The sequence below is a fragment of the Streptomyces sp. NPDC034086 genome (assembly GCF_055575515.1).
Genome location: NZ_JBVISM010000008.1, coordinates 125635 through 144347 on the forward strand (window position 1 = coordinate 125635; position 18713 = coordinate 144347).

Annotated in this window: 19 protein-coding genes and 1 pseudogene; 14 read left to right on the plus strand and 6 right to left on the minus strand. The window is 71.0% G+C overall.

The features are described 5' to 3' along the window. Window positions 1-101 precede the first annotated feature (101 nt). The 5 genes from ACZ514_RS19880 to ACZ514_RS19900 all read left to right on the plus strand — a co-directional run bounded on the left by ACZ514_RS19880 (window position 102) and on the right by ACZ514_RS19900 (window position 5235). Window positions 102-905 (plus strand): ABC transporter permease, encoded by an 804-nt coding sequence (locus tag ACZ514_RS19880; RefSeq protein ID WP_469125267.1) that lies wholly within the window; start codon window positions 102-104, stop codon window positions 903-905. A gap of 61 nt (window positions 906-966) precedes the next feature. After that, window positions 967-1869, plus strand: coding sequence for an ABC transporter permease (locus ACZ514_RS19885; protein ID WP_469125327.1), 903 nt, complete (start codon window positions 967-969; stop codon window positions 1867-1869). A 2-nt stretch (window positions 1870-1871) separates the two neighbouring features. After that, window positions 1872-2834 (plus strand): ABC transporter ATP-binding protein, encoded by a 963-nt coding sequence (locus tag ACZ514_RS19890; RefSeq protein ID WP_469125268.1) that lies wholly within the window; start codon window positions 1872-1874, stop codon window positions 2832-2834. Between the two features lie 78 nt (window positions 2835-2912). Further along, the gene (locus ACZ514_RS19895) at window positions 2913-3713 is read left to right on the plus strand and encodes a DUF1707 SHOCT-like domain-containing protein (RefSeq protein WP_468699653.1); all 801 of its coding nucleotides are present in this window, start codon (window positions 2913-2915) and stop codon (window positions 3711-3713) included. 160 nt (window positions 3714-3873) lie between these two features. Continuing rightward, entirely contained in the window at window positions 3874-5235 is a 1362-nt protein-coding gene (locus tag ACZ514_RS19900) for a DUF445 domain-containing protein (RefSeq protein WP_468699654.1), read from the plus strand. Window positions 5236-5589: 354 nt separating this feature from the next. On the opposite strand, the pseudogene ACZ514_RS19905 reads toward ACZ514_RS19900, so the two are convergent. Together ACZ514_RS19905 and ACZ514_RS19910 are read right to left on the minus strand one after the other, a co-directional pair. Next, window positions 5590-5888 (minus strand): annotated as a pseudogene (locus tag ACZ514_RS19905) (hypothetical protein). A gap of 53 nt (window positions 5889-5941) precedes the next feature. Then, window positions 5942-6124, minus strand: a complete 183-nt coding sequence (locus ACZ514_RS19910; protein WP_468171871.1) for a hypothetical protein — start codon at window positions 6122-6124, stop codon at window positions 5942-5944. A 157-nt stretch (window positions 6125-6281) separates the two neighbouring features. Between ACZ514_RS19910 and ACZ514_RS19915 the strand changes: the two genes are divergently transcribed. Both ACZ514_RS19915 and ACZ514_RS19920 read left to right on the plus strand, forming a co-directional pair. Beyond that, on the plus strand, window positions 6282-6821 hold the full coding sequence (locus ACZ514_RS19915; protein WP_468171874.1) for a GNAT family N-acetyltransferase: 540 nt from the start codon (window positions 6282-6284) through the stop codon (window positions 6819-6821). A 29-nt stretch (window positions 6822-6850) separates the two neighbouring features. Next, the gene (locus ACZ514_RS19920; RefSeq protein ID WP_469125269.1) at window positions 6851-7855 is read left to right on the plus strand and encodes a hypothetical protein; all 1005 of its coding nucleotides are present in this window, start codon (window positions 6851-6853) and stop codon (window positions 7853-7855) included. Here ACZ514_RS19920 and ACZ514_RS19925 read toward each other — a convergent pair. Beyond that, on the minus strand, window positions 7848-8234 hold the full coding sequence (locus ACZ514_RS19925; protein ID WP_469125270.1) for a hypothetical protein: 387 nt from the start codon (window positions 8232-8234) through the stop codon (window positions 7848-7850). The two genes, ACZ514_RS19920 and ACZ514_RS19925, sit on opposite strands and share 8 nt — an antisense overlap. A 691-nt stretch (window positions 8235-8925) precedes the next feature. Between ACZ514_RS19925 and ACZ514_RS19930 the strand changes: the two genes are divergently transcribed. From ACZ514_RS19930 to ACZ514_RS19945, 4 genes are all read left to right on the plus strand, one after another. Continuing rightward, on the plus strand, window positions 8926-9609 hold the full coding sequence (locus ACZ514_RS19930; protein WP_469125271.1) for a hypothetical protein: 684 nt from the start codon (window positions 8926-8928) through the stop codon (window positions 9607-9609). A gap of 99 nt (window positions 9610-9708) precedes the next feature. Continuing rightward, entirely contained in the window at window positions 9709-11121 is a 1413-nt protein-coding gene (locus ACZ514_RS19935) for a ParB N-terminal domain-containing protein (protein ID WP_469125328.1), read from the plus strand. Then, window positions 11118-12947: a DEAD/DEAH box helicase gene (locus ACZ514_RS19940; protein WP_469125272.1), complete on the plus strand. Its 1830-nt coding sequence runs from the start codon at window positions 11118-11120 to the stop codon at window positions 12945-12947. Before ACZ514_RS19935 ends, ACZ514_RS19940 begins: the two co-directional genes overlap by 4 nt. A 124-nt stretch (window positions 12948-13071) precedes the next feature. Then, complete coding sequence (locus ACZ514_RS19945) at window positions 13072-14268, plus strand: DNA cytosine methyltransferase (RefSeq protein ID WP_469125273.1); 1197 nt, start codon at window positions 13072-13074, stop codon at window positions 14266-14268. Here ACZ514_RS19945 and ACZ514_RS19950 read toward each other — a convergent pair. Genes ACZ514_RS19950 through ACZ514_RS19960 form a run of 3 tightly spaced genes read right to left on the minus strand, consistent with a single transcriptional unit; the run spans window position 14265 to window position 16613 of the window. Then, entirely contained in the window at window positions 14265-14711 is a 447-nt protein-coding gene (locus ACZ514_RS19950) for a very short patch repair endonuclease (protein ID WP_468802080.1), read from the minus strand. The two genes, ACZ514_RS19945 and ACZ514_RS19950, sit on opposite strands and share 4 nt — an antisense overlap. Then, window positions 14701-15600, minus strand: a complete 900-nt coding sequence (locus ACZ514_RS19955; protein WP_469125274.1) for a NaeI family type II restriction endonuclease — start codon at window positions 15598-15600, stop codon at window positions 14701-14703. The genes ACZ514_RS19950 and ACZ514_RS19955 overlap by 11 nt, the downstream gene beginning before the upstream one ends. Beyond that, window positions 15597-16613: an SEC-C metal-binding domain-containing protein gene (locus tag ACZ514_RS19960; protein WP_469125275.1), complete on the minus strand. Its 1017-nt coding sequence runs from the start codon at window positions 16611-16613 to the stop codon at window positions 15597-15599. Before ACZ514_RS19960 ends, ACZ514_RS19955 begins: the two co-directional genes overlap by 4 nt. A gap of 74 nt (window positions 16614-16687) precedes the next feature. Here ACZ514_RS19960 and ACZ514_RS19965 point away from each other — a divergent pair, with 74 nt between their 5' ends. From ACZ514_RS19965 to ACZ514_RS19975, 3 genes are all read left to right on the plus strand, one after another. Next, a complete protein-coding gene (locus tag ACZ514_RS19965) occupies window positions 16688-17512 on the plus strand; it encodes a class E sortase (protein ID WP_469125276.1) in 825 nt (274 codons plus the stop codon). A 123-nt stretch (window positions 17513-17635) separates the two neighbouring features. Further along, entirely contained in the window at window positions 17636-17932 is a 297-nt protein-coding gene (locus ACZ514_RS19970; RefSeq protein ID WP_469125277.1) for a DUF6412 domain-containing protein, read from the plus strand. Between the two features lie 113 nt (window positions 17933-18045). Beyond that, window positions 18046-18711: a YidC/Oxa1 family membrane protein insertase gene (locus ACZ514_RS19975; RefSeq protein WP_468171892.1), complete on the plus strand. Its 666-nt coding sequence runs from the start codon at window positions 18046-18048 to the stop codon at window positions 18709-18711. Window positions 18712-18713 lie beyond the last annotated feature (2 nt).

Genomic DNA, 18713 nt, shown 5'->3' on the forward strand with positions numbered 1-18713 from the left:
CTAAGCTCCCGCGCTTTGGCCGGCGCAGCGCCGACGGCTCCGGCCGGGCCGGTGCCCCGACGCCTCCGGCCTGGGAACGACGCGGGAAAGGGAGGGATACGGTGCGTCTCTATCTGGCCGTCGCGGCCGGCGGCTTCCGCCGCTACGCCGCCTACGGGACGGCGACGGCCGCCGGCGTGTTCACCAACACCGTCTTCGGCTTCATCGTCGCCTGCACGTACGTGGCGCTGTGGGACGAGCGCCCGCACCTCGGCGGCTACGACCGGGCGCAGGCCCTGACCTTCGTATGGGTCAGCCAGTCCCTGCTCGCGGCCGGTTCGCTCATCGGCGGCGGCTTCCAGGAAGAGCTCCAGGAGCGCATCCGTACGGGTGACATCGCGGTCGACCTGTACCGCCCGGCCGATCTCCAGGCGTGGTGGCTCGCGGCCGACCTGGGCCGGGCGGGCTTCCAGCTGCTGGGGCGCGGCCTGCTGCCGCTGGCGGCCGGGGCGTTCGCCTTCACCCTCGCCCTGCCCGCCGATCCGCTGCGCTGGCTGCTGTTCCTGGTGTCGGTCACCCTCGGGCTGGTGGTCGGCTTCGGCGTGCGCTACCTGCTGGGGCTGGCGGCGTTCTGGCTGATGGACGGCGCCGGCGTCAACATGATGGCCACCGTCGTGACCGTCTTCTGCTCCGGGATGCTGCTGCCGCTGACGGTCTTCCCGGGCGGGTTCGGCGAGCTGGTGAGGCTGCTGCCGTGGGCGGCGATGCTCCAGGTGCCGCTGGACGTGCTGCTCGGTACGCATACCGGGGCCGGGGCGGCGGTGCGGGCGCTGGCCTTCCAGGCCGCGTGGGCGCTGGCCCTGCTGGGTGCGGGACGGCTCGTGCAGTCGGCGGCGGCCCGGAAGGCGGTGGTCCAGGGTGGCTGAGACCGGGGCCCGGGCGGCGGTGACCCGGGGGGCGGTGGCGCGCGGGGCGGGGGCCGGGGTGGTGGCCGGGGCGGACGCGCCCGGGCGAGGTGGTCCGTACGAGGGGCGGCCGGGGCGCGGCGGCCGGGTGCGCGAGGGGCGGCCGGGGCGCGGCGGCCTGGTGGGCGAGGGGCTGCGCGGGTACGGGCTGATCGCGGGGATGTGGATCCGCTCGACGATGACGTACCGGACCTCGTTCGCGCTGGCCACCCTCGGGAACGCGGCGATCACCGCGCTCGACTTCGTCGCGATCGCCGTCATGTTCACCCACGTGGAGGTGCTGGGCGGCTTCACGCTGCCCGAGGTCGCCCTCCTCTACGGGGCCGGCTCGGCCTCCCTGGGCCTGGCCGACCTGCTCCTCGGCAACACCGACCGGGTGGGGGCGCGGATCCGCGACGGCTCCCTCGACACCATGCTGGTGCGGCCCGTGCCGCTGCTCGCCCAGGTCGCCGCGGACCGGTTCGCGCTGCGCCGGCTCGGGCGGATCGCGCAGGGCCTGGGGGTGCTGGGCTGGGCGCTGTCGGTGCTGGACGTGCCGTGGACGCCGGGGAAGGTGCTGCTGGTGCCGGTCATGGTGGTGGCGGGGGCGGCGATCTTCGCCGCGGTGCTGGTGGCCGGCGCGGCCTTCCAGTTCGCCGCCGGGGACGCGGCCGAGGTGCAGAACTCCTTCACGTACGGGGGCTGCACCATGCTCCAGTACCCGCCGACGGTGTTCGCGAAGGAGCTGCTGCGCGGGGTGACCTTCGTCGTCCCGCTGGCCTTCGTCAACTGGCTGCCCGCGCTGTACGTGCTGGGGCGGCCCGATCCGACGGGGCTGCCGGGGTGGGTGGCGTTCCTGAGCCCACTGGTGGCCTTCGTGGTGTTCCTTCCCGCGTCGCTGGCGTGGCGCGCGGGAGTCCGTTCGTACCGAAGCACGGGGAGCTAGCGGTGTCCGAGGCGCTCATCTCTTTGGACGGGGTCGAGAAGGTCTTCGACGTACGGCGTCGGGTGGGCCTGCTGCGGCGTGAGAAACGCCGGGTCAGGGCAGTGGACGGGATCAGCTTCGAGATCGCCCGGGGCGAGGTCGTCGGCTGCATCGGGCCCAACGGGGCCGGCAAGTCCACCACCATCAAGATGCTGACGGGGATCCTCACCCCGAGCGGCGGCCGGCTGCGCGTCGCCGGTATCGACCCGGCGCGGGAGCGGATGCGGCTCGCGCACCGGATCGGGGTGGTGTTCGGGCAGCGCACGACACTGTGGTGGGACCTGCCGCTGAAGGACTCGTACGGGCTGATGCGCCGGATGTACCGGATCCCGCGGGCGCGGTTCGAGGAGAACATGGAGCGCTGCGTGGACCGGCTGGACCTGGCCCGGCTGCTCGACGTACCGGTGCGGCAGCTGTCGCTGGGCCAGCGGATGCGCGGGGACATCGCGGCGGCCCTGCTGCACGATCCGGAGGTGCTGTACCTGGACGAGCCGACGATCGGGCTGGACGTGGTGAGCAAGGCGAAGGTGCGCGGCTTCCTGCGGCAGTTGAACGAGGAGCTCGGCACCACGGTGCTGCTCACCTCCCACGACCTCCAGGACGTCGAGCAGTTGTGCGAGCGGGTGGTGGTGATCGACCACGGCCGGCTGATGTACGACGGGGCGCTCGGCGGGCTGCACGCCTGGGGGGAGGGCGGTGAACGGACGCTGGTGGTGGACCTGGAGCGGGAGCTTCCGCCGGTGGAGGTGGCGGGGGCGCGGGTGGTGAGGGTGGAGGGGCCGCGGCAGTGGCTGGCGTTCCCGGCGGGGGAGTCGGCGGCGCCGCTGGTCGCGGCGGTGGCGGCGCGGTACCCGCTGCTGGACCTGTCGGTGCGGGATCCGGACATCGAGGACGTGATCGCGCGGATGTACGCGGGGAGGGGGTGAGGGGGGTGGGGGCGAGGTAGGGACAAATCAGGGTCGGGACCGGGGTGACGGGTCCGGTCTGTGCATAGGGTGGTCCACATGAGTGACGAGCGGCCGGAGAAGCCGTTGCCGGAGAACCCGTTGCCGGAGAAGGCCTCGCTGGAGAAGCCGGCGGAGGGGTCGGCGGGGGTGTCGGGGGAGGCGCCCGTGGCCGGGGCGGCCGGGGCGGCCGGGGTGGCAGGGGCGCCCGCGCTGAGGGCGTCGGACGCCGACCGCGAGCGGGTGGTGGACCGGCTGCGGGACGCGGTCGCCGAGGGGCGGCTCGACATGGAGGAGTTCGAGGAGCGCCTCGAGGCGGCGTACGCGTCCCGTACGTACGCGGAGCTCGAACCCCTGACCCGCGACCTCCCGGCCCCCGGGGCCGCCCCGCCGTCTCCGGTCTCCTCCGCTTCACCGTCCCGTTCCCCGTCCCGTTCCTCGTCCTGGCCGGGCCGGATCGGCGGTGCGGGGACCTCCGCCACGGGCGTCGCCGTCATGTCGGCCTTCCAGCGCAAGGGCCGCTGGACGGTGCCCGCCCGCTTCAAGGCGGTGGCCGTCTGGGGCGGGGGCCAGCTGGACCTGCGCGAGGCGGACTTCGCGGAGCGCGAGGTCGTCATCACCTGCGTGGCCGTCATGGGCGGCATCGAGATCACCGTCCCGCCGGGCGTGGAGGTCGACGTACGGGGCATCGGAGTCATGGGCGGCTTCGACCCGGGCGCGTCCCAGGAGAACCTCCCGGAGCCGGGCGCCCCGCGGGTGGTCGTGAACGGCTTCGCCCTCTGGGGCGGGGTGGCGGTCAAGGTCAAGGCGCCCAAGGGGCCGAAGCCGGTGGACGGTGGGAGCCCGCGCAAGGAGCTCTAGCGAGGAGCTCGAGGGAGGAGTTCCAGCGAGGAGCTCTGGCGGGGAGCTCTGGCGGTCCGGCGGGTCAGGGCCCGCCGCCCGGCCGTGATCCGCCGGCGCCCCGGCGACTGCAGCGGTACCGGCGGCGCGCCGGGAACTCCCCGGACCTCCCGGGAGTCGGATGCTATGCAGACAAAACCGGCCGTCGGGGGAAGGGCAGGAGCAGCACGTGAACAGCCACGACGGGGTGCGGGCCGCCCCACCCCCCGCCCGCGGGGCGTTCGTCTTCAGCACGGCGGACGAGGAGAGGCAGCGCGGTGTCCGCCGTATGAAGGCCACCGCGACCGGGCTGCTGGCCCTGGTCGCGCTGGTCTACGTACTGGCCACCTGCGCGCGGAACGCCTGGGGCGCCGGGGCCTGGGCCGGGTACGTCGCCGCGGCGGCCGAGGCCGGCATGGTCGGTGCGCTCGCCGACTGGTTCGCGGTGACGGCCCTCTTCCGGCGGCCCCTGGGGCTTCCCATCCCGCACACCGCGATCATCCCGACCAAGAAGGACCAGCTCGGCGTCTCGCTGGGGGAGTTCGTCGGCGAGAACTTCCTCTCCTCGGAGGTGGTGCGCGCCCGGCTGCACGCCCTCGGCATCGGCGGCCGGCTCGGTGCCTGGCTGGCCGAGCCCGCGCACGCCGACCGGGTCACGGCGGAGCTGGCCACCGCCCTGCGCGGGGCCCTGACCGTGCTGCGGGATTCCGACGTACAGGCCGTGGTGGGCGAGGCGATCACCCGGCGGGCGGAGGCGGCGGAGATCGCCCCGGGCATCGGCAAGACCCTGGAACGGGTCGTCGCCGACGGGGGACACCACCGGGCCGTGGACCTGGTGTGCGTGAAGGCGCACGACTGGCTGGTGACCCACGGGGACTCCGTCATGGACGCGGTCCAGGGCGGCGCTCCGGGCTGGACGCCGCGGTTCGTGGACCGCAAGATCGGCGACCGGGTGTACAAGGAGCTGCTGCGGTTCGTCACGGAGATGCGGGACATGCCGGGGCACCCGGCGCGCGGGGCGGTGGACCGCTTCCTGCGTGACTTCGCGGCGGACCTCCAGTCGGACACGGAGACGCGGGCGCGGGTGGAACGGCTGAAGTCCGAGATCCTGGCGCGCGACGAGATCCAGGACGTGATCGCCTCGGCGTGGTCCGCGATCCGTACGATGATCATTTCAGCGGCGGAGGACGAGCGGAGCGAGCTGCGCCTGCGGGTACGGTCCTCGCTGATGTCGCTGGGCTCCCGGCTCGCCACGGACGGCGGTCTGCAGCGGAAGGTGGAGGGCTGGACCGAGGGTGCGGTGGTGTACGTGGTCACCACCTACCGGGCGGAGATCACCTCGCTGATCACGGACACGGTGGCGGCCTGGGACGCCGAACACACCTCCCGCAAGATCGAGGCCCACATCGGCCGCGACCTCCAGTTCATCCGCATCAACGGCACGGTCGTGGGCGCGCTGGCGGGGCTGGTGATCTATTCCGTGTCGCGGGCGCTGGGGGGTTAGGGATGGAGGGCGGCGCAGGGCTTCGGGGGCGGTAGCCCCTGGGGCGGTGTCAGGGCCGGTTCGGGGGTTTCCCGTCAGTCCCATCGTCCTTCCGGGGCGGGAGGGGCGGCTCCCTCGGTGATGAGACGAGGGGCCGGGGGCGGCGGGAGCTCGCCGGGCCTCCCGGCCCCCTCTGCGTGCCTGGCGCGGGACCGGGGGGCGGTCACACCTGCACGGGAGGCTGACCAGGGCTCCCTGGGGAGCGGGCCGGACGCGCTGGATCGCTACGCGGTGCCGGTGTTCGGCGGTCGTGTGGTGGTCCGGTCCCGCCCGGTCCCTGACGGTGGGGGTCAGCCCGGTCCCCGAGGGCGGGGTTCAGCCCCGGTCGGCGACCGCCCAGGACGTCGCGGCCACGACGGCCGCCGCCCCCACGACGGCCGGCCACGCGCCGACCTTCTTCGCCAGCGGGTGCGCCCCCGCGAAGCCGGCGAGGTACAGCGCCCCCAGCCCGGCCGCGGCGGGACCCCGCCCCGCTTGTGCCACTCCCGCCCGGCCACGAGCCCGGCGGCGCCGAGCACGACACCGCCCAGGGGGCGCTTCTTCGTCCAGCGGGCGACGGCGTAACCGCCGACCAGGCCGGCCGCCGCCACCGCGGAACTGGGTACCCGTGCCATGTCGAACTCCCTCGTACGTCTTGTCTTCGGATCGGTTTGTCTCCGCCCCCAAGCTAACGCGGCCCGCTCCACGCACGCCGGGCCCCCACCGCCCCGAGCAGGAGCACCGTCCCGCCCACCACCGCGTCGGGCACCGCCTCCCGCACCGGGCGCGGCAACAGCGCGACGACCCCGAGGACGAGGAGGAAGGCGAGCGCGCACCGCCCCGCCACCCGCAGCAGCCTGTCCGTGTTCACGGTTGCTCAACGCCCCAGCCGGGCCCGCGACACGGAACGGGCGGAGGCGATTTGTCGCACACTCGCCGTTTCTGCGCATCACCGGGCCGGGGAACCCCCTGGGCGTAAATTCGGTCTTCCAGCAGGAAACCCGCCCAACTCACCGGGAGTCGACGCAGTGATCTCCTACGGACGCACCGTCCTGGACCTCGAGGACGAGCTGGTCGACGCCTACGCCGACGTCTTCTCCGCCGCGCCCTGGAACGAATGCGAAGAAACCATTCGTCAGTTCTCGACGCGCCTCCAGACCGACGTCCGGCGCCCGGGGTTCCGCATCGCCTTCGCGCAGTCGGCGGCCGGGGTCGACGGGTTCGCCACCGGCTGGCTGACGCGGGCCCCCTTCCCGCAGCACCGGGCGTACCCGCAGGTCACCGCGCAGCTCGGGCCCGACCGGGTGCGGGACCTGCTCGTCGGGGCGCTGGAGATCGACGAACTCGCCGTACGGGCCCACGCGCGCGGCCGCGGCACCGGCCGGGCCCTGCTCGCGGAGATCACCGAGGACGCCCCGCAGCGGCGCGCCTGGCTCCTGACCTCGCGGCTGGCCACCGACACGGTCGCCACGTACCGCCGCCTCGGCTGGCACGAGGTGCCGGCTCTGCCCGGGACCCGGTCGGGCGTGGTCGTCTTCCTGTCCCCGAACCACCCGGGCCGCAGCTAGACCCGTCACGGAACGGGCATATCCGGGCCATGATCACGCCCGGAGCAGCCAAAGTGGCCCGCCGCCAGCTCGGCCTCGCCACCCGTCACCAGCTCACCACCGCCGCCGGGATCCCCGACGGCACCGTCACCTCCCGCACCCGCCCGGGCGGCCCCTGGCAACGCCTGCTGCCCCGGGTCTACCTGCTCCAGACGGGCCCGCCCGACCACCGCCAACGCGCTCTGGCCGCGGTCCTCTACGCCGCCGAACCGGCCGCGGACCCGCTCTCCGGCGCGACCGCCGCCCTCACCGGAGCCGCCGCCCTCGCCCTCCTCGGCATCCGCGACACCCCGCCCACCCCGGCCGACGTACTGATCCGCGCCCCGCGCCGGCTCACCGGCACCCCGCAGGTGCGGCCCCTGACGACCTCCCGCTGGCCGCGCACCATGACCGTCGCGGGCGTCCCCACCGCCCGCCCGGTCCGCGCGGCCGCCGACTTCGCCGCCCGCCCCGGACCCGACGCGCACCCCGACCGCGTCCGCTCGGTCCTGGCCCAGGTCGTCCAGGCCGGCTGGTGCCACCCGCACGACCTCCACGCCGAACTCCGCGCCTCCCGCCTCCTGGGCCGCCCCGCCGTCCGCGCCGCCGCGGTGGAACTCCTGGCCGGGGTCCGCTCGGTGGCCGAAGCCCGGGCCCGCGACGCCCTCGCCGGCACCGACCTCCCGACCCCGCTGTGGAACGCCCGCCTCTACACCCCGGACGGCACGTTCCTGGCCACCCCGGACGCCTACTGGCCCGACGAGGGCGTGGCCCTGGAGGTCGACTCGGCGGAGTACCACTACACCCGCGACGCCTGGCACGCCACGCTCCGCCGCCGCCTGCGCCTGGAGTCCCACGGCATCCTGGTCGTCAGCGCGACCCCGTCGATGATCCGCGACACCCCGGACCAGGTCCTCGCGGCCCTCCGCACCCTCCTCACCCTGGCCACGATCCGCCCCCTCCCCCCAACGGCCAGGGCCCGGGGCCACCAACAGCTTCACCTGCCGTTCAGTTAGCGGACCGTGCAGCGGTCAGCAGGAATGCCACATCTTCTGCTCGTCCGGCGTGCTGAAACGCGGCCAGAATGTTCAATACGGCCTGCCTGTCGGAGCGTTCGCTCACGCTGCTCAGGACGGCGTCTGCGGCATCGGCGTGTCCTGCGGCCCGGCATGCGCCCACGGCTTCCAGGAGTTCCGCCGGGGAGAGTGTCCGTCCAGCCCGCCACAACAGCAGTCCCGCGTCCCGGTGGCGTCCGTCGGCGAGGAAGGCTGTCAGGGTCTCCAGCTCGGTCCAGTGTCCGGCACTCGGCGGTCCGGCAAGCGGCCGGTCCCCCTCCGCGAGGGGGACCGGCACCTGACGCGGGCCCGACGCCCGCTTCAGGGCGCGGCGCGACACGGCCTTTCCCTGCGGCGGAAGCCGTCTCGTACGGCGGACCCGAGGGCCAGTGAAGGTCGCCGCGGAAGGACGGGAGTCCGGGGAAGCCGGCGATACCTCAGCTGCCGCAGGGGCGTTCCGCTCCCCGGTGTGGGGGACACACGCACAGTGCTGGACTCGGGCCATCCTTCGCATATCCAGAAGGTGATCGAGAGTGCAAGGAAGCTCTGTACCGGTCCCGTCAGGCCCCGTGCACTCATCCAGCAGTGCGTTGAAGAAGGCGATGACCTGTGACTCGTCCGGGATCCGTCCGCCGTTGAGGTGGTTGGACAGGCTGCTTGGGACGAGGTACCCCGACTTGGCGATCTCGGCCTGGGTCCTCGGGCTGCAGTCCCGCAGCTTGCGCAGCATCTGCACGAACTCCCGGTGCGCCGGAGACAGATCCGAGGGCAGTTCCTTCCATTTTCCAGTCCGCCGCGGCATCACCACTCCATTCGTTCTGACCTCTGATATCCCCCGAGTCTTCCGGCAGAAGCGTCTGAGGTGAACCGCTCAGAGTTTTCATCTGCCCTCGATATTCCGTCAACTCTGTTCTGAACAAGCAGGGCTGAGTCAGAGTTATGCCGTTCGCCGAGGCGCCGGTGGGGGCTCCTCAAGCTGCCCCAGCGGACAGCCGGACAGTTCAGCTGGGGCCAGAGATAAGGAGATAGGCATGAGTCTTCCCTCGTGGACGGACGAGAAGTTCGGCACGATGAAGCGGGCGGCGTTGTGGCTCGTCACGGTGGTGGGGGAGGGCAACGTCTTCACGAAGGAGGACGTCAAGCAGGCCTTCCCGGGCATCAGCCAGGCCGACCGCCGGGTGCGTGACCTGCGCGACTTCGGGTGGAGGATCGACACCAACCGTGAAGACCTGGGCCTGGGCCAGCATGAGCAGCGTTTCGTTTCCCAGGGCGAGCCTGTCTGGGAACCGGGCAAGGGAACCCGGCCGGCCTCCTCGATCACCGATACGCGGCGCCGTGAAATCCTGGCCCGGGACGGGCACCACTGCCGCTCGTGCGGAATCACCGCTGGGGAGATCTACGCCGGCACCTTCGTATCTGCCCAGCTCGACATCGCCCGGAGGCCGGTGACTCAGCCCGACGGCACCACCAGCGTGGAACCGGTCGCCGAGTGCAACCGGTGCCGCGTGGGCGGCAAGGGCCTGACGGCAGATGTGGGTGCGGTCCTGACCCGGGTGAGCCGTCTCGCGGGGCTGGACCGTAAGACCTTGACGGCGTGGGTCGCGGCTGACGCGCGCGAGTTCGCCGAGGTGGAGCGCCTCTGGGCGGATATCCGTACGCTGCCGGCCGAGGCCAGGAACCAGGTCCGCGCGGCCCTCTCGCTGCCGCCGGTCTGACAATAGCTACAGACGGGGGCCGCACGGCCCGGCGGCCCCCACCCAATCGCCCGACTATGCATCAATAGGGATGCAGCCAGAGGAGAACGCACCGTGAGCATGGATTACGGCCGGCCGCCCCGTGCCGCTGAGAACGAGGAGCTGATTGAGAAGCGCCTCAAGGAGGCCAGCGCAGGTGACGGGCTGCAGGAGACACTGACGGTCGAGTGGCGCCTCAAGCCGCTGGTGGTCCAGGTCATCGACTTGCCCGTAGACCGGCTTTACTTCAACCCTTCCACGCACCGGATCCGCGCACAGCGCAGCTTCGACCTGGAGCGTGATCACCTGCTCACCGAGGACCCCTGGGCGCCGGAAAGCCAGGACTATCTCCGGTACCTGCTCCAGGCGCTCCCTTCCGATCCGGCCAAGCGGGACGGAGCTTTCGACGAGCTCAAGGCGAGCCTCAAGGAGTACCGCCAGAACGAACCCGGTCTCGTCACACGCGAAGGGATCCTGGTCAACGGCAATACCCGGGTCGCTGCCCTGCGCGAACTCGGCGTGGCGAGCGTCAGGGTAGGTGTGCTGCCGGAGTCGTGCACCTGGTCCGACATCAATGCGGTCGAACTGTCCCTGCAGCTGCGTCACGACACCCGCCGGCCGTACTCATACATCAACCGCCTGCTCACCATTGAGGAGCAGGCCGCGGCAGGCAGGCCGCTTGCTGACATCGCGAAGGACTTCCGGATCCGGCCGGAGACCGCTGAGCAGGACCGCTGGGTTCTGTCCACGCTCAACGACCTCGTCGCACGGTCGAAGACCGCGTCGGCGCAGCTCAAGCTGATGGATTTCGAAGACCAGCAGGAGAAGCTGCGCGAGCTGCACCGTGCCTTCGCCAAGGCGTCCCGGCAGAACCCCGGGCAGGCTGACCTGCTGAAGGAAAACCGTCTCGCGCTCATTGTTCTGGAGTTCTCCAAGACCGACGTCCGCCTGGCGGACGTGGACTTCCGCACCCGGTACCTCCACCGGCACCTTCCGGAGCAGCTCAAGCAGGTTCCCTCTGAGCCCGCTGCAGGGCGCGTCATTCCAGGCCTCAACCGGTCCCTCCCGGCCGACGACCCTCACGTGGCGGCGGCGAAGGCATTCACGAACACGCTCCTTCAGGCGAAGGCAGTGGAGAGGGCGCCGGGTGCGGTGGAGCAGCAGGAGTCTGAGGAGGCGGCCGAGCTGTGGCGCCAGGCAAGGGAGGCGGTGGAGCAGGCACTCGTGCCGGCGGGCAAGGATGCCCGCGTCCGTAAGCGGAAGCAGGCCGCTCCGGACCGCCTTTATGATGCCGTCCAGGACATTGAGCAGTGCGTCACCGACATGACCCTCGCCCGTGCTTCCCGCAATCTGGACGAGGAGACGCTGGACGAGGCGCTCCTGGCGCTCAGGGCCGGCCTCACGAAGCTTGCCCGTGAGGCAGCGCGCATTGACGAACCTGGTGATGGTGTCGTCTGGCTGCTCGGTGCCATGCAGCAGCAGGAGCAGGTGTGACCGAGCCCTCGCTGCACCTGGCTTTCGACGTCTCCCGTACGAAGGCCGTGCTCCGTGCTGCCGAGCCGTACGGCGCTGACCTGACGCATGTGGCCGCCGGCTTTCCCGTCGGCGGTCAGCGCGGTCCTCACCTGCTGGAGGTACCGCTTGACGACTTCCTTGCAGGCCTGCAAGTACTGTCGGACTGGCCGGCGCCAGATTCGGTTGAGTGGGAACAAGACCTGCTTGCCCTGGTCAGCGATGTCTTTGACGACGCGGACCAGGCGGCCGCACATCTGGATGAGAAGCCGGGGGCCGATGGCGCCGGTGCAGCAGGAGCCGACGCGGTAGTGGATCTCCTCGGTGATGGCTGGCGCGGAGCCCTGACGGACTTCCAGCGCCGGGACATCTCCAGGCTCCTCGCGATGAGGCACGGTGCCAACTTCAGTGTCCCTGGTGCCGGCAAGACGAGGGTCGGCCTGGCGGTCTACGCGGCCATGAAAGAACGGGGCACTGCCAGACGGCTGCTTGTCGTGAGTCCGAAGTCAGCCTATGAGTCCTGGCTCTCTGAAAGCCGCGAGTGCTTCGACAGTCCACCGGTCACCACCGTTATGGGCGCCATCCCTGATCCGCACGCCGAGATTCTGGTGGTGAACTACGAGCGTCTGGACCGTTCGCTCGCAGGACTCGCCGGCTGGCTTCGTGCTGCACCGTCGATGGTGATCCTCGACGAGGCGCACCGGATGAAGCTCGGCGCCGGGGGCACGTACGGAAGTGCCTGCATGGCGCTCGGTCCGCTGAGCCGACGACGCCTGATCCTCACGGGCACGCCAGCACCCAACGGAGCCCGTGACCTGGAGAATCTGCTGTCCTTCGTCTGGCCCGGCCACGGCCGCCGGGTGGTCACTCAGGCGGTGGCCGGCGGCGACCTGGCCCATGCGAGTTCGGTACTCCGCCCGTTGTTCACCCGCACGACGAAGAAGGAACTGGGGCTGCCTCCCTTCCAGCCAGTCATCCGGACTCTTCCACTGAAAGGGCTCCACAGGGAGATCTACGACGCTTTGGTGGGCCGGTTCACCGCGCGCGCCGAACTGTCCAGGGACGACTTCGACGCCCTGGGCAAGGCGATGCTCCGGCTGCTGATGGCTGCCACCAGTCCTGCGCTGCTGATGGAGGGAAGCAGCAGACACGAGGCCATTAGCTTCCAGGTTCCCCCCCTGGACATTCCTGTGGATGAACCGCTCTACGGCCTGCTGCAGAAGCTGCCTCAGTACGAGATGCCACCGAAGTACAAGGAACTGAGGGAGATCATCTCCGGCAATGCGGCAGCAGGCCGGAAGACCCTGGTGTGGTCGACGTTCGTCCGCAATATCACCAGTCTGGAGCTTCTGCTGAGCGAGTTCCAGCCCGCCGTGGTGCATGGCGGCACACAGGACCGGGAGGAACAGATCAGCCGGTTCCGGAATGATCCGGACTGCCTTGTGCTGATCTCCAACCCTGCCACGCTGGGTGAAGGCATCAGCCTGCACCGCCACTGTCATGACGCGGTTTACGTGGACCGGGATTTTATGGCTGGGCGGTTCCTGCAGAGCCTGGACCGCATCCACCGGCTCGGGTTGGACCCGCACGCTGAGACCCGTGTCACCGTGCTTGCCTCGGAAGGCACGATCGATGAGGTGGTGGCACTGCGCCTGGCGGCCAAGCTGGAGTTCATGGGCGCCATCCTGGACGATCCTTCGGTGCGGCAGCTGGGCGATCTGCAGGAAGAGCGGCCAGTGACCGCAGGTATGGACGAAGCCGACATGCGGGCCGTCCTGGAGCACGTGCAGGCTGCGGGCGCCTGCTGAAGAGGGCAGGCGGCGGGTGTGCCGGATGGTGCCTGGCGCACCCGCGAGGGCGGATGTGGCCCTGGGTGTCAGCGGCAGATGCGACACTTGCCTGTCTGCATCTGCTACACCCCAGGAGGACTCGATGGGCGCCCGCGACGACGCGCTGATTTCGATTGAGATTTGTGCTGGCGCCGGGGGGCAGGCCATCGGCCTCCACCAGGCTGGTTTCAAGCACCTCGCACTCGTTGAGATCGACCAGTACGCCGCTGCCACCCTGCGACGCAACATCGCGCACCGAGAAGGCTGGGAATTCGAGCGGGACTTCTGTGACGTCATTGAGGGGGACGTTAACGACTTCAAGCCGATGGTGCAGCTGGACAAGCCGGTCAAGTTCCTCGAGGGAGCCCTGAAGGAGAAGCAGCTGGATCTTCTCGCAGGCGGGGTTCCCTGTCCCCCTTTTTCACATGCGGGTAAGCAGTTGGGCAAAGACGACGAGCGTGATCTTTTCCCGCAGATGCTGGGACTTGTTGACGAACTCCTGCCCAAGGCCGTTATGATCGAGAACGTCCGGGGAATCAAGGACGATAAGTTCAGCGAATACCGCGAATGGGTCATGGCGCGCCTGCAGGGCGGGATGGCGACGGATCCGGTTACAGGTGTCCGGCAGGAGTATGAGGGTGCCGGATATGAGGTGTGCGGCTGGAAGGTGCTGGAAGCCAGCGATTTCGGCGTGCCGCAGCTGCGCCCGCGGGCCATCCTGGTGGCCATTCGTAGGGATATCCTCGGCGGTCAGAAATTTAATTGGCCTGTTCCGGAGGCTAGAATTAAGACGGTCGGCGAAGCTCTCGAGGCCACGATGGCCGAGCGGTACCAGCCGTTCATCGCAAAGGGCGGCCGGGAGGGCCGAGAAGCTGAAATGGCGCTGAAGGCGTGGCGTAAGGCCGCCACGGGCGTTGCACCCACCCTCGTCGGAGGTTCCAAGAAGCACGGGGGCGCCGACCTCGGGCCGAGCAGGGCCAAGGCGGCGTGGGCCAAGCTGGGCGTGAACGCCCTTGGTGTTGCGAACTCCCCGAAGGACGTGGAGAAGAAGGACAGCGCAGACCGCGACCTTTTCCGCGCCGGCCCGATGCTGACGGTCACCCAGGCAGCGATCATCCAGGGTTTCCCACCCGAGTGGGACTTCGAAGGTGACCCGTCCGAAGGCAGACTCCCCGGAAAGACCGCGCAGTACCGTCAGGTCGGCAATGCATTCCCGCCGCCCGTGGCCCGAGTAGTCGGCCAGGCCATCGCCGAGGTTCTGCGCGGCGCGCGTCCGGAAGGCGTGCCGTCCGCAGACTAAGGGCGGCGTTCCTGCACGGCGGCGGCGATCGCCGCCGCGCAGGCCTCCGACCCCTCGTGCTCCCAGAACCGGAGCACGAGCCAGCCGGCCTCCTCGAGCTGCCGGTCCGTGTCTCGATCACGCGCGATGTTCCGGGCCACCTTCTCCGACCAGTAGCCCTGGTTGGTCTTGGGAGGCACGTAGTGCTCGGGACATCCATGCCAGTAGCAGCCGTCCACGAAGACCGCCACCTTTGCCGGCCCGAAGACGAGGTCAGCGGTCCGCCTGAGCTGGGGCAGCGGCCGGGTGGCGACCCGGTAGCGCAGTCCTCGTGCGTGCACGAGACGCCTGATGACCCATTCCGGCTTGGTGTCGCGGCTGCGGATCGCCTGCATGTTGCGCCGCCGGGCAGCTGACGAAGCCCAGGAACCCTCAGGTGGCTGCCAGGGGCCCTCACCCGTCATGGGTCTGCCCTCCTTCGAGTCGCAGCGCCACCCAGTCCTCGGGCCCCAGAGTGATCTTGTGTGCGGCGGCGATGTCTTGCTGTTCCCGCCACTTCCCGCACAGCAGGGTAAGACCATCCCGCGCGAGCTGCTTCCTGATGTTGCGGGCCCTGCGCAGCGGGTCAAGTCTGCCCGCGCCGACAGTCGCGATGACGCTGCGCGGGATGATGTGGCCTTCCAGGTAGCGGAACATCATGGTGAACCGCTGTTCCTGCCCGGGGCGCTTTGCGAGGACCCTGCCAGCCTGCTCTGAGGTGAGGAGGGTCAGCGGGTTGACCGGCAGTGGTGTCCAGTCGTACAGCGGAATGCTCCACAGGGCCCGGGCGTCGACGGCAAGGCCTCTTTTGCCGTCCTTGTTTCCTTTGCCGCGGTAAAGCCACGAGCGGTGCGCCCGTACCAGCCACGAGCGGTGCCTGCCTCTCCCCAGCTGTATCTGGGTGCAGATGCAGAGCTGGCAGTGGGCCTCCGACGGTATCGCCCAGTTCGAACCGACGGTCGCCTTGATGTCGACCGGCACCTTCTCGATGAGCGTATCGAGCGGGGCCTCCTTCGGAAGACCGAACGAACGAAGGACCTCGTACTCGAGCTTCGCTCCGACAGAGGCCCTTTCTCCCGGGTGCACGTCGTGAGCCAGCAGGTCGTAGCGGCCGGTCCGGGCTCCGTCCAGCACGTAGTCGATCGCATTCGCGATGGCTCCCGTGTACAGGCCGGCCACATCGAAGGGCTGCAGCCAGTCCAGGACGGTCTGGGCGTCGGTGTCGTCGCCGGGGGCGAGAAGTACATGCTCACCGGCGTCGGTGTTCGTGCAGACCTCGCCCGGTCCCTGGAGGACGAGACGTCCCTTCCTCATACGAGCGCGGCCCCCGCATTCTCGCCGTGGCACTCCGTGTACGGCTTGCCCGAGGTGCACCAGCAGGGGGAGGTGGGGGTGGGGGGCCAGGGGGTGGCTTTGCCTCGGGCGGCCAGGGTGGTGGCGTATTCCGCCAGGAGGGACGGGGAGGCCGGGGAGGTCTTCTCCGATGCCGCGAAGGCCTCGTACGAGGGGACGCTGCCCGTCACGATGCCGAGGTTGGTGGTGCCCGAGGCGGCCAGGGTGCGCAGGGAGGACTCCACCGCCGCGAGGTGGGCGTCGTGCGAGGGGTATTCCGCCGCGAGGGTCGGGTAGCTCGTGAGCAGCTCGGCCAGTTCGCGCTGGGGCCAGTGGAGGATCGCCACCGGGAAGGGGCGGGACAGGGCGGCGCGGCGGTCGCCGAGTTCGGCGCGCAGCCGGGCGATCTCGGCGCGGAGTTCGGCCGGGTCGTCGGATCCCAGGGCCCAGATGCGCTTCGGGTCGTGCAGCTCGTCCAGCGGGATCGGGCCGATGTGGCGGGTGTCGGCCACCATGTCCCAGTCGTCGTGCGGGAGGGCCAGGAGCCGGCGTACCCGGTGCCGGCCCGTGAGGAGGGCCGTGGTGGCCCGGGTGAGGGGGGCGGACTCCGGGATCAGGAGGGTCGCCGCCTCGGTGAAGCACTCGTGCGCGGCCTCCAGCTCGTCGTGGGCCTCCAGGGCCTCCGCGATGACCTCCCACGGCGCCGGGTCGGTCGGGCCGGCCGCGCGGATGCCGGAGATCAGGGCGCGGGCCTCGGCCTCGTGGCCGTACTCCCAGAGGTTCGCGGCCTGGAGGGCCTTGATCAGGTGGGGGTCGGAGGGGGAGTCGGCGAGGAGTTGGTCGTAGAGGGCGCTCGCGCGCTCCCGGGCGTCGGCCAGTTCGAGGTGGGCCGCGGCCTGGAGGAGCAAGGGCTCCTGGTCCTCGGGGTAGCGGGTCGCCGTGCGGATGAGGCGCTCGGCTTCGGCGATGTGCTCGGCAGGCGTATCGGGGCGCATGGTTCACACCGTACTGCTGCTGGTCAGTTGAGGGGGGAGGTCTTAGGGTGCGGCCCGTGCGGGATGGTGTGCGGGTGGTGGTTCAGGGGGGCGGCCGACGGGAGCGCCGGGCCGGTCTCGCGCGGCTGCTGTGGGTGGCCGCCGAGGTGATCACCACCGTGGGTGTGGTGGTGGCGCTGCTGGTCGTGCACCAGGTGTGGTGGACCAACCGGCAGGCCGCGGCCGCCGCGCGGCAGCAGGTCCGGGTCCTGGAGGAGGAGTGGGCCGGGTCCGGGGCCGTCGGCGGTGGGGATCCAGTGGCCGTCGAGGGGGAATCGAGCGTTCCTTCTCCTTCCGGCGCGCCGCCCGTGGCGGATCCGGAGGCGGTGGCTCCCTCTGTGGCGCCGCCGTCCGTACGTCCCCCCGTGGCGCCCGCGCCGGCGGGCGGTGCGGCGCCGGCGCGGGACGAGGCGTACGCGGTGCTGAGGATCCCGCGGCTGGGTCTGGCGGTGCCGGTCGCGGAGGGGGTCGGCAAGCGGGCGGTGCTGGACAAGGGCTACGCCGGGCACTACCCGGGGACCGCGCGGCCCGGGGCGGAGGGCAACTTCGCGCTGGCCGGGCACCGGAACACGCACGGGGAGCCGTTCCGGTACCTGAACCGGCTGCGGGGCGGGGACGAGCTGCTCGTCGACGTGCGGGGGCGGCGGTACGTGTACGTGGTGGGGCAGGTGCTGGGGGAGACGAGCGCGGGTGACGTGGGGGTCATCGCGCCGGTGCCGCGGAGCGGGGTGAAGCCCGGTTACGGCTACGAGGCGGCGGGCTCCTACATCACGCTGACCACGTGCACGCCCGAGTACTCCTCCGCGTACCGGCTGGTGGTGTGGGGGACCCTCAAGACCGTTGTCAGTGGGGCCGGTTAGTATCGGTCGTGCGTTCCCGTTGTGTCTGCGGGTCCGCTCCGGTCGCGGGAGTCGAGGGAGGTGGTGAGGGTGCTGGTGCGGCGGGTTCGTGCGTGGTTCTCCTCTTCCTCTTTCTCTTTCCTGGTGTCCTCCTCGCGGGTGTTCCGGCTGCTCGTGGTGCTGCTGGTGCTCGGGGGGTTCCTGGGGCTGGTCTCCGGGGACGCCGGACTGGCCGCCGGTGTGGTCGCGCTGGCCGCCGCCGTCGCCGTCGGGGCCGCCGCGCTCGCCGCGTGCCTCGTGCGGCCCGTGCCGCCGCACCGAATACGTACCGCGATCCGTGATCGTGAGCAGCGCACGGCGTTCCTGCCGCAGCGCGATCCCGATGCCTCCGGCCGGTCGCGGCCCAGGGCGCCCGGCCGTCTCGTCCTGACGGCCGCGTAGGGGCGCGCAGTGCTTCCTGCCTTCTGCTGACCTATCGCTGATGTCGCCCCTCGCGGGTCGTCACGCCGAAATGCACCTTTTCGACGTTTGACGAGACCCCTCGGAGGGCCCGCGTGTCCGTTTTCGCTGATCTTGTCGTCGAGCTGGGCCGGCTCCTGGAGCCGGTGCTGGCCGAGTCCGCGACCGCTGCCGCGATCGTGCTGTTCACCGTCCTCGTGCGGCTGGCCCTGTACCCGCTGGGCCGTGCCGCGTTCCGGGCGGCGACCCCGGCGGCCGGCTGCCTGCCGATGCTGTTGCAGCTGCCGGTGTTCTACCTGATGTACCAGGCCTTCTCCTCGGGTGGTGAGCTGCTGGGGCACCGGCTCTTCGCCGCGCCGCTCGGTACCCGCTGGACCGGGGCGCTGGAGGAGGGCGGGCCGTTCGGGGCGCAGGGGCTGGTGTTCCTCGGCCTGTTCGCGGCGATCGCGGTGGTGGCCGCGTGGAGCGCGGTGCGGGGGCGGCGCGCCGCCGCGGCCGCGCCGGCGCCGGAACTGCCCACCGTGAAGGGTGCGGGCGGCCAGGCCGCGCTGAGCGCCGAGCAGCTGGCGGCGATGCGCAGGCTGGGCGGCGTACTGCCCCTGCTGTCGTTCGGGACGCTGGTCACGGCGGCGGTGGTCCCGCTGGCCGCCGGGCTGTACCTGCTGACGACCACCGCCTGGTCGGTCGGGGAGCGGGCCTGGCTCCAGTCCCGCAAGGACGGCGAGGGCGGGAAGGACGGAGCGGTGCGTTCCAGTCTGTGAAC

What these genes read in the sequence shown, in the direction of transcription:
- ACZ514_RS19930 (WP_469125271.1), top strand. Translation starts at nt 8,926, where the DNA reads ATGAGTCTTCCCTCGTGGACGGACGAGAAGTTCGGCACGATGAAGCGG.
- ACZ514_RS19945 (WP_469125273.1), top strand. Translation starts at nt 13,072, where the DNA reads ATGGGCGCCCGCGACGACGCGCTGATTTCGATTGAGATTTGTGCTGGC.
- ACZ514_RS19950 (WP_468802080.1), bottom strand. Translation starts at nt 14,711, where the DNA reads ATGACGGGTGAGGGCCCCTGGCAGCCACCTGAGGGTTCCTGGGCTTCG.
- ACZ514_RS19895 (WP_468699653.1), top strand. Translation starts at nt 2,913, where the DNA reads ATGAGTGACGAGCGGCCGGAGAAGCCGTTGCCGGAGAACCCGTTGCCG.
- ACZ514_RS19955 (WP_469125274.1), bottom strand. Translation starts at nt 15,600, where the DNA reads ATGAGGAAGGGACGTCTCGTCCTCCAGGGACCGGGCGAGGTCTGCACG.
- ACZ514_RS19960 (WP_469125275.1), bottom strand. Translation starts at nt 16,613, where the DNA reads ATGCGCCCCGATACGCCTGCCGAGCACATCGCCGAAGCCGAGCGCCTC.
- ACZ514_RS19900 (WP_468699654.1), top strand. Translation starts at nt 3,874, where the DNA reads ATGCTATGCAGACAAAACCGGCCGTCGGGGGAAGGGCAGGAGCAGCAC.
- ACZ514_RS19935 (WP_469125328.1), top strand. Translation starts at nt 9,709, where the DNA reads ATGGATTACGGCCGGCCGCCCCGTGCCGCTGAGAACGAGGAGCTGATT.
- ACZ514_RS19920 (WP_469125269.1), top strand. Translation starts at nt 6,851, where the DNA reads ATGATCACGCCCGGAGCAGCCAAAGTGGCCCGCCGCCAGCTCGGCCTC.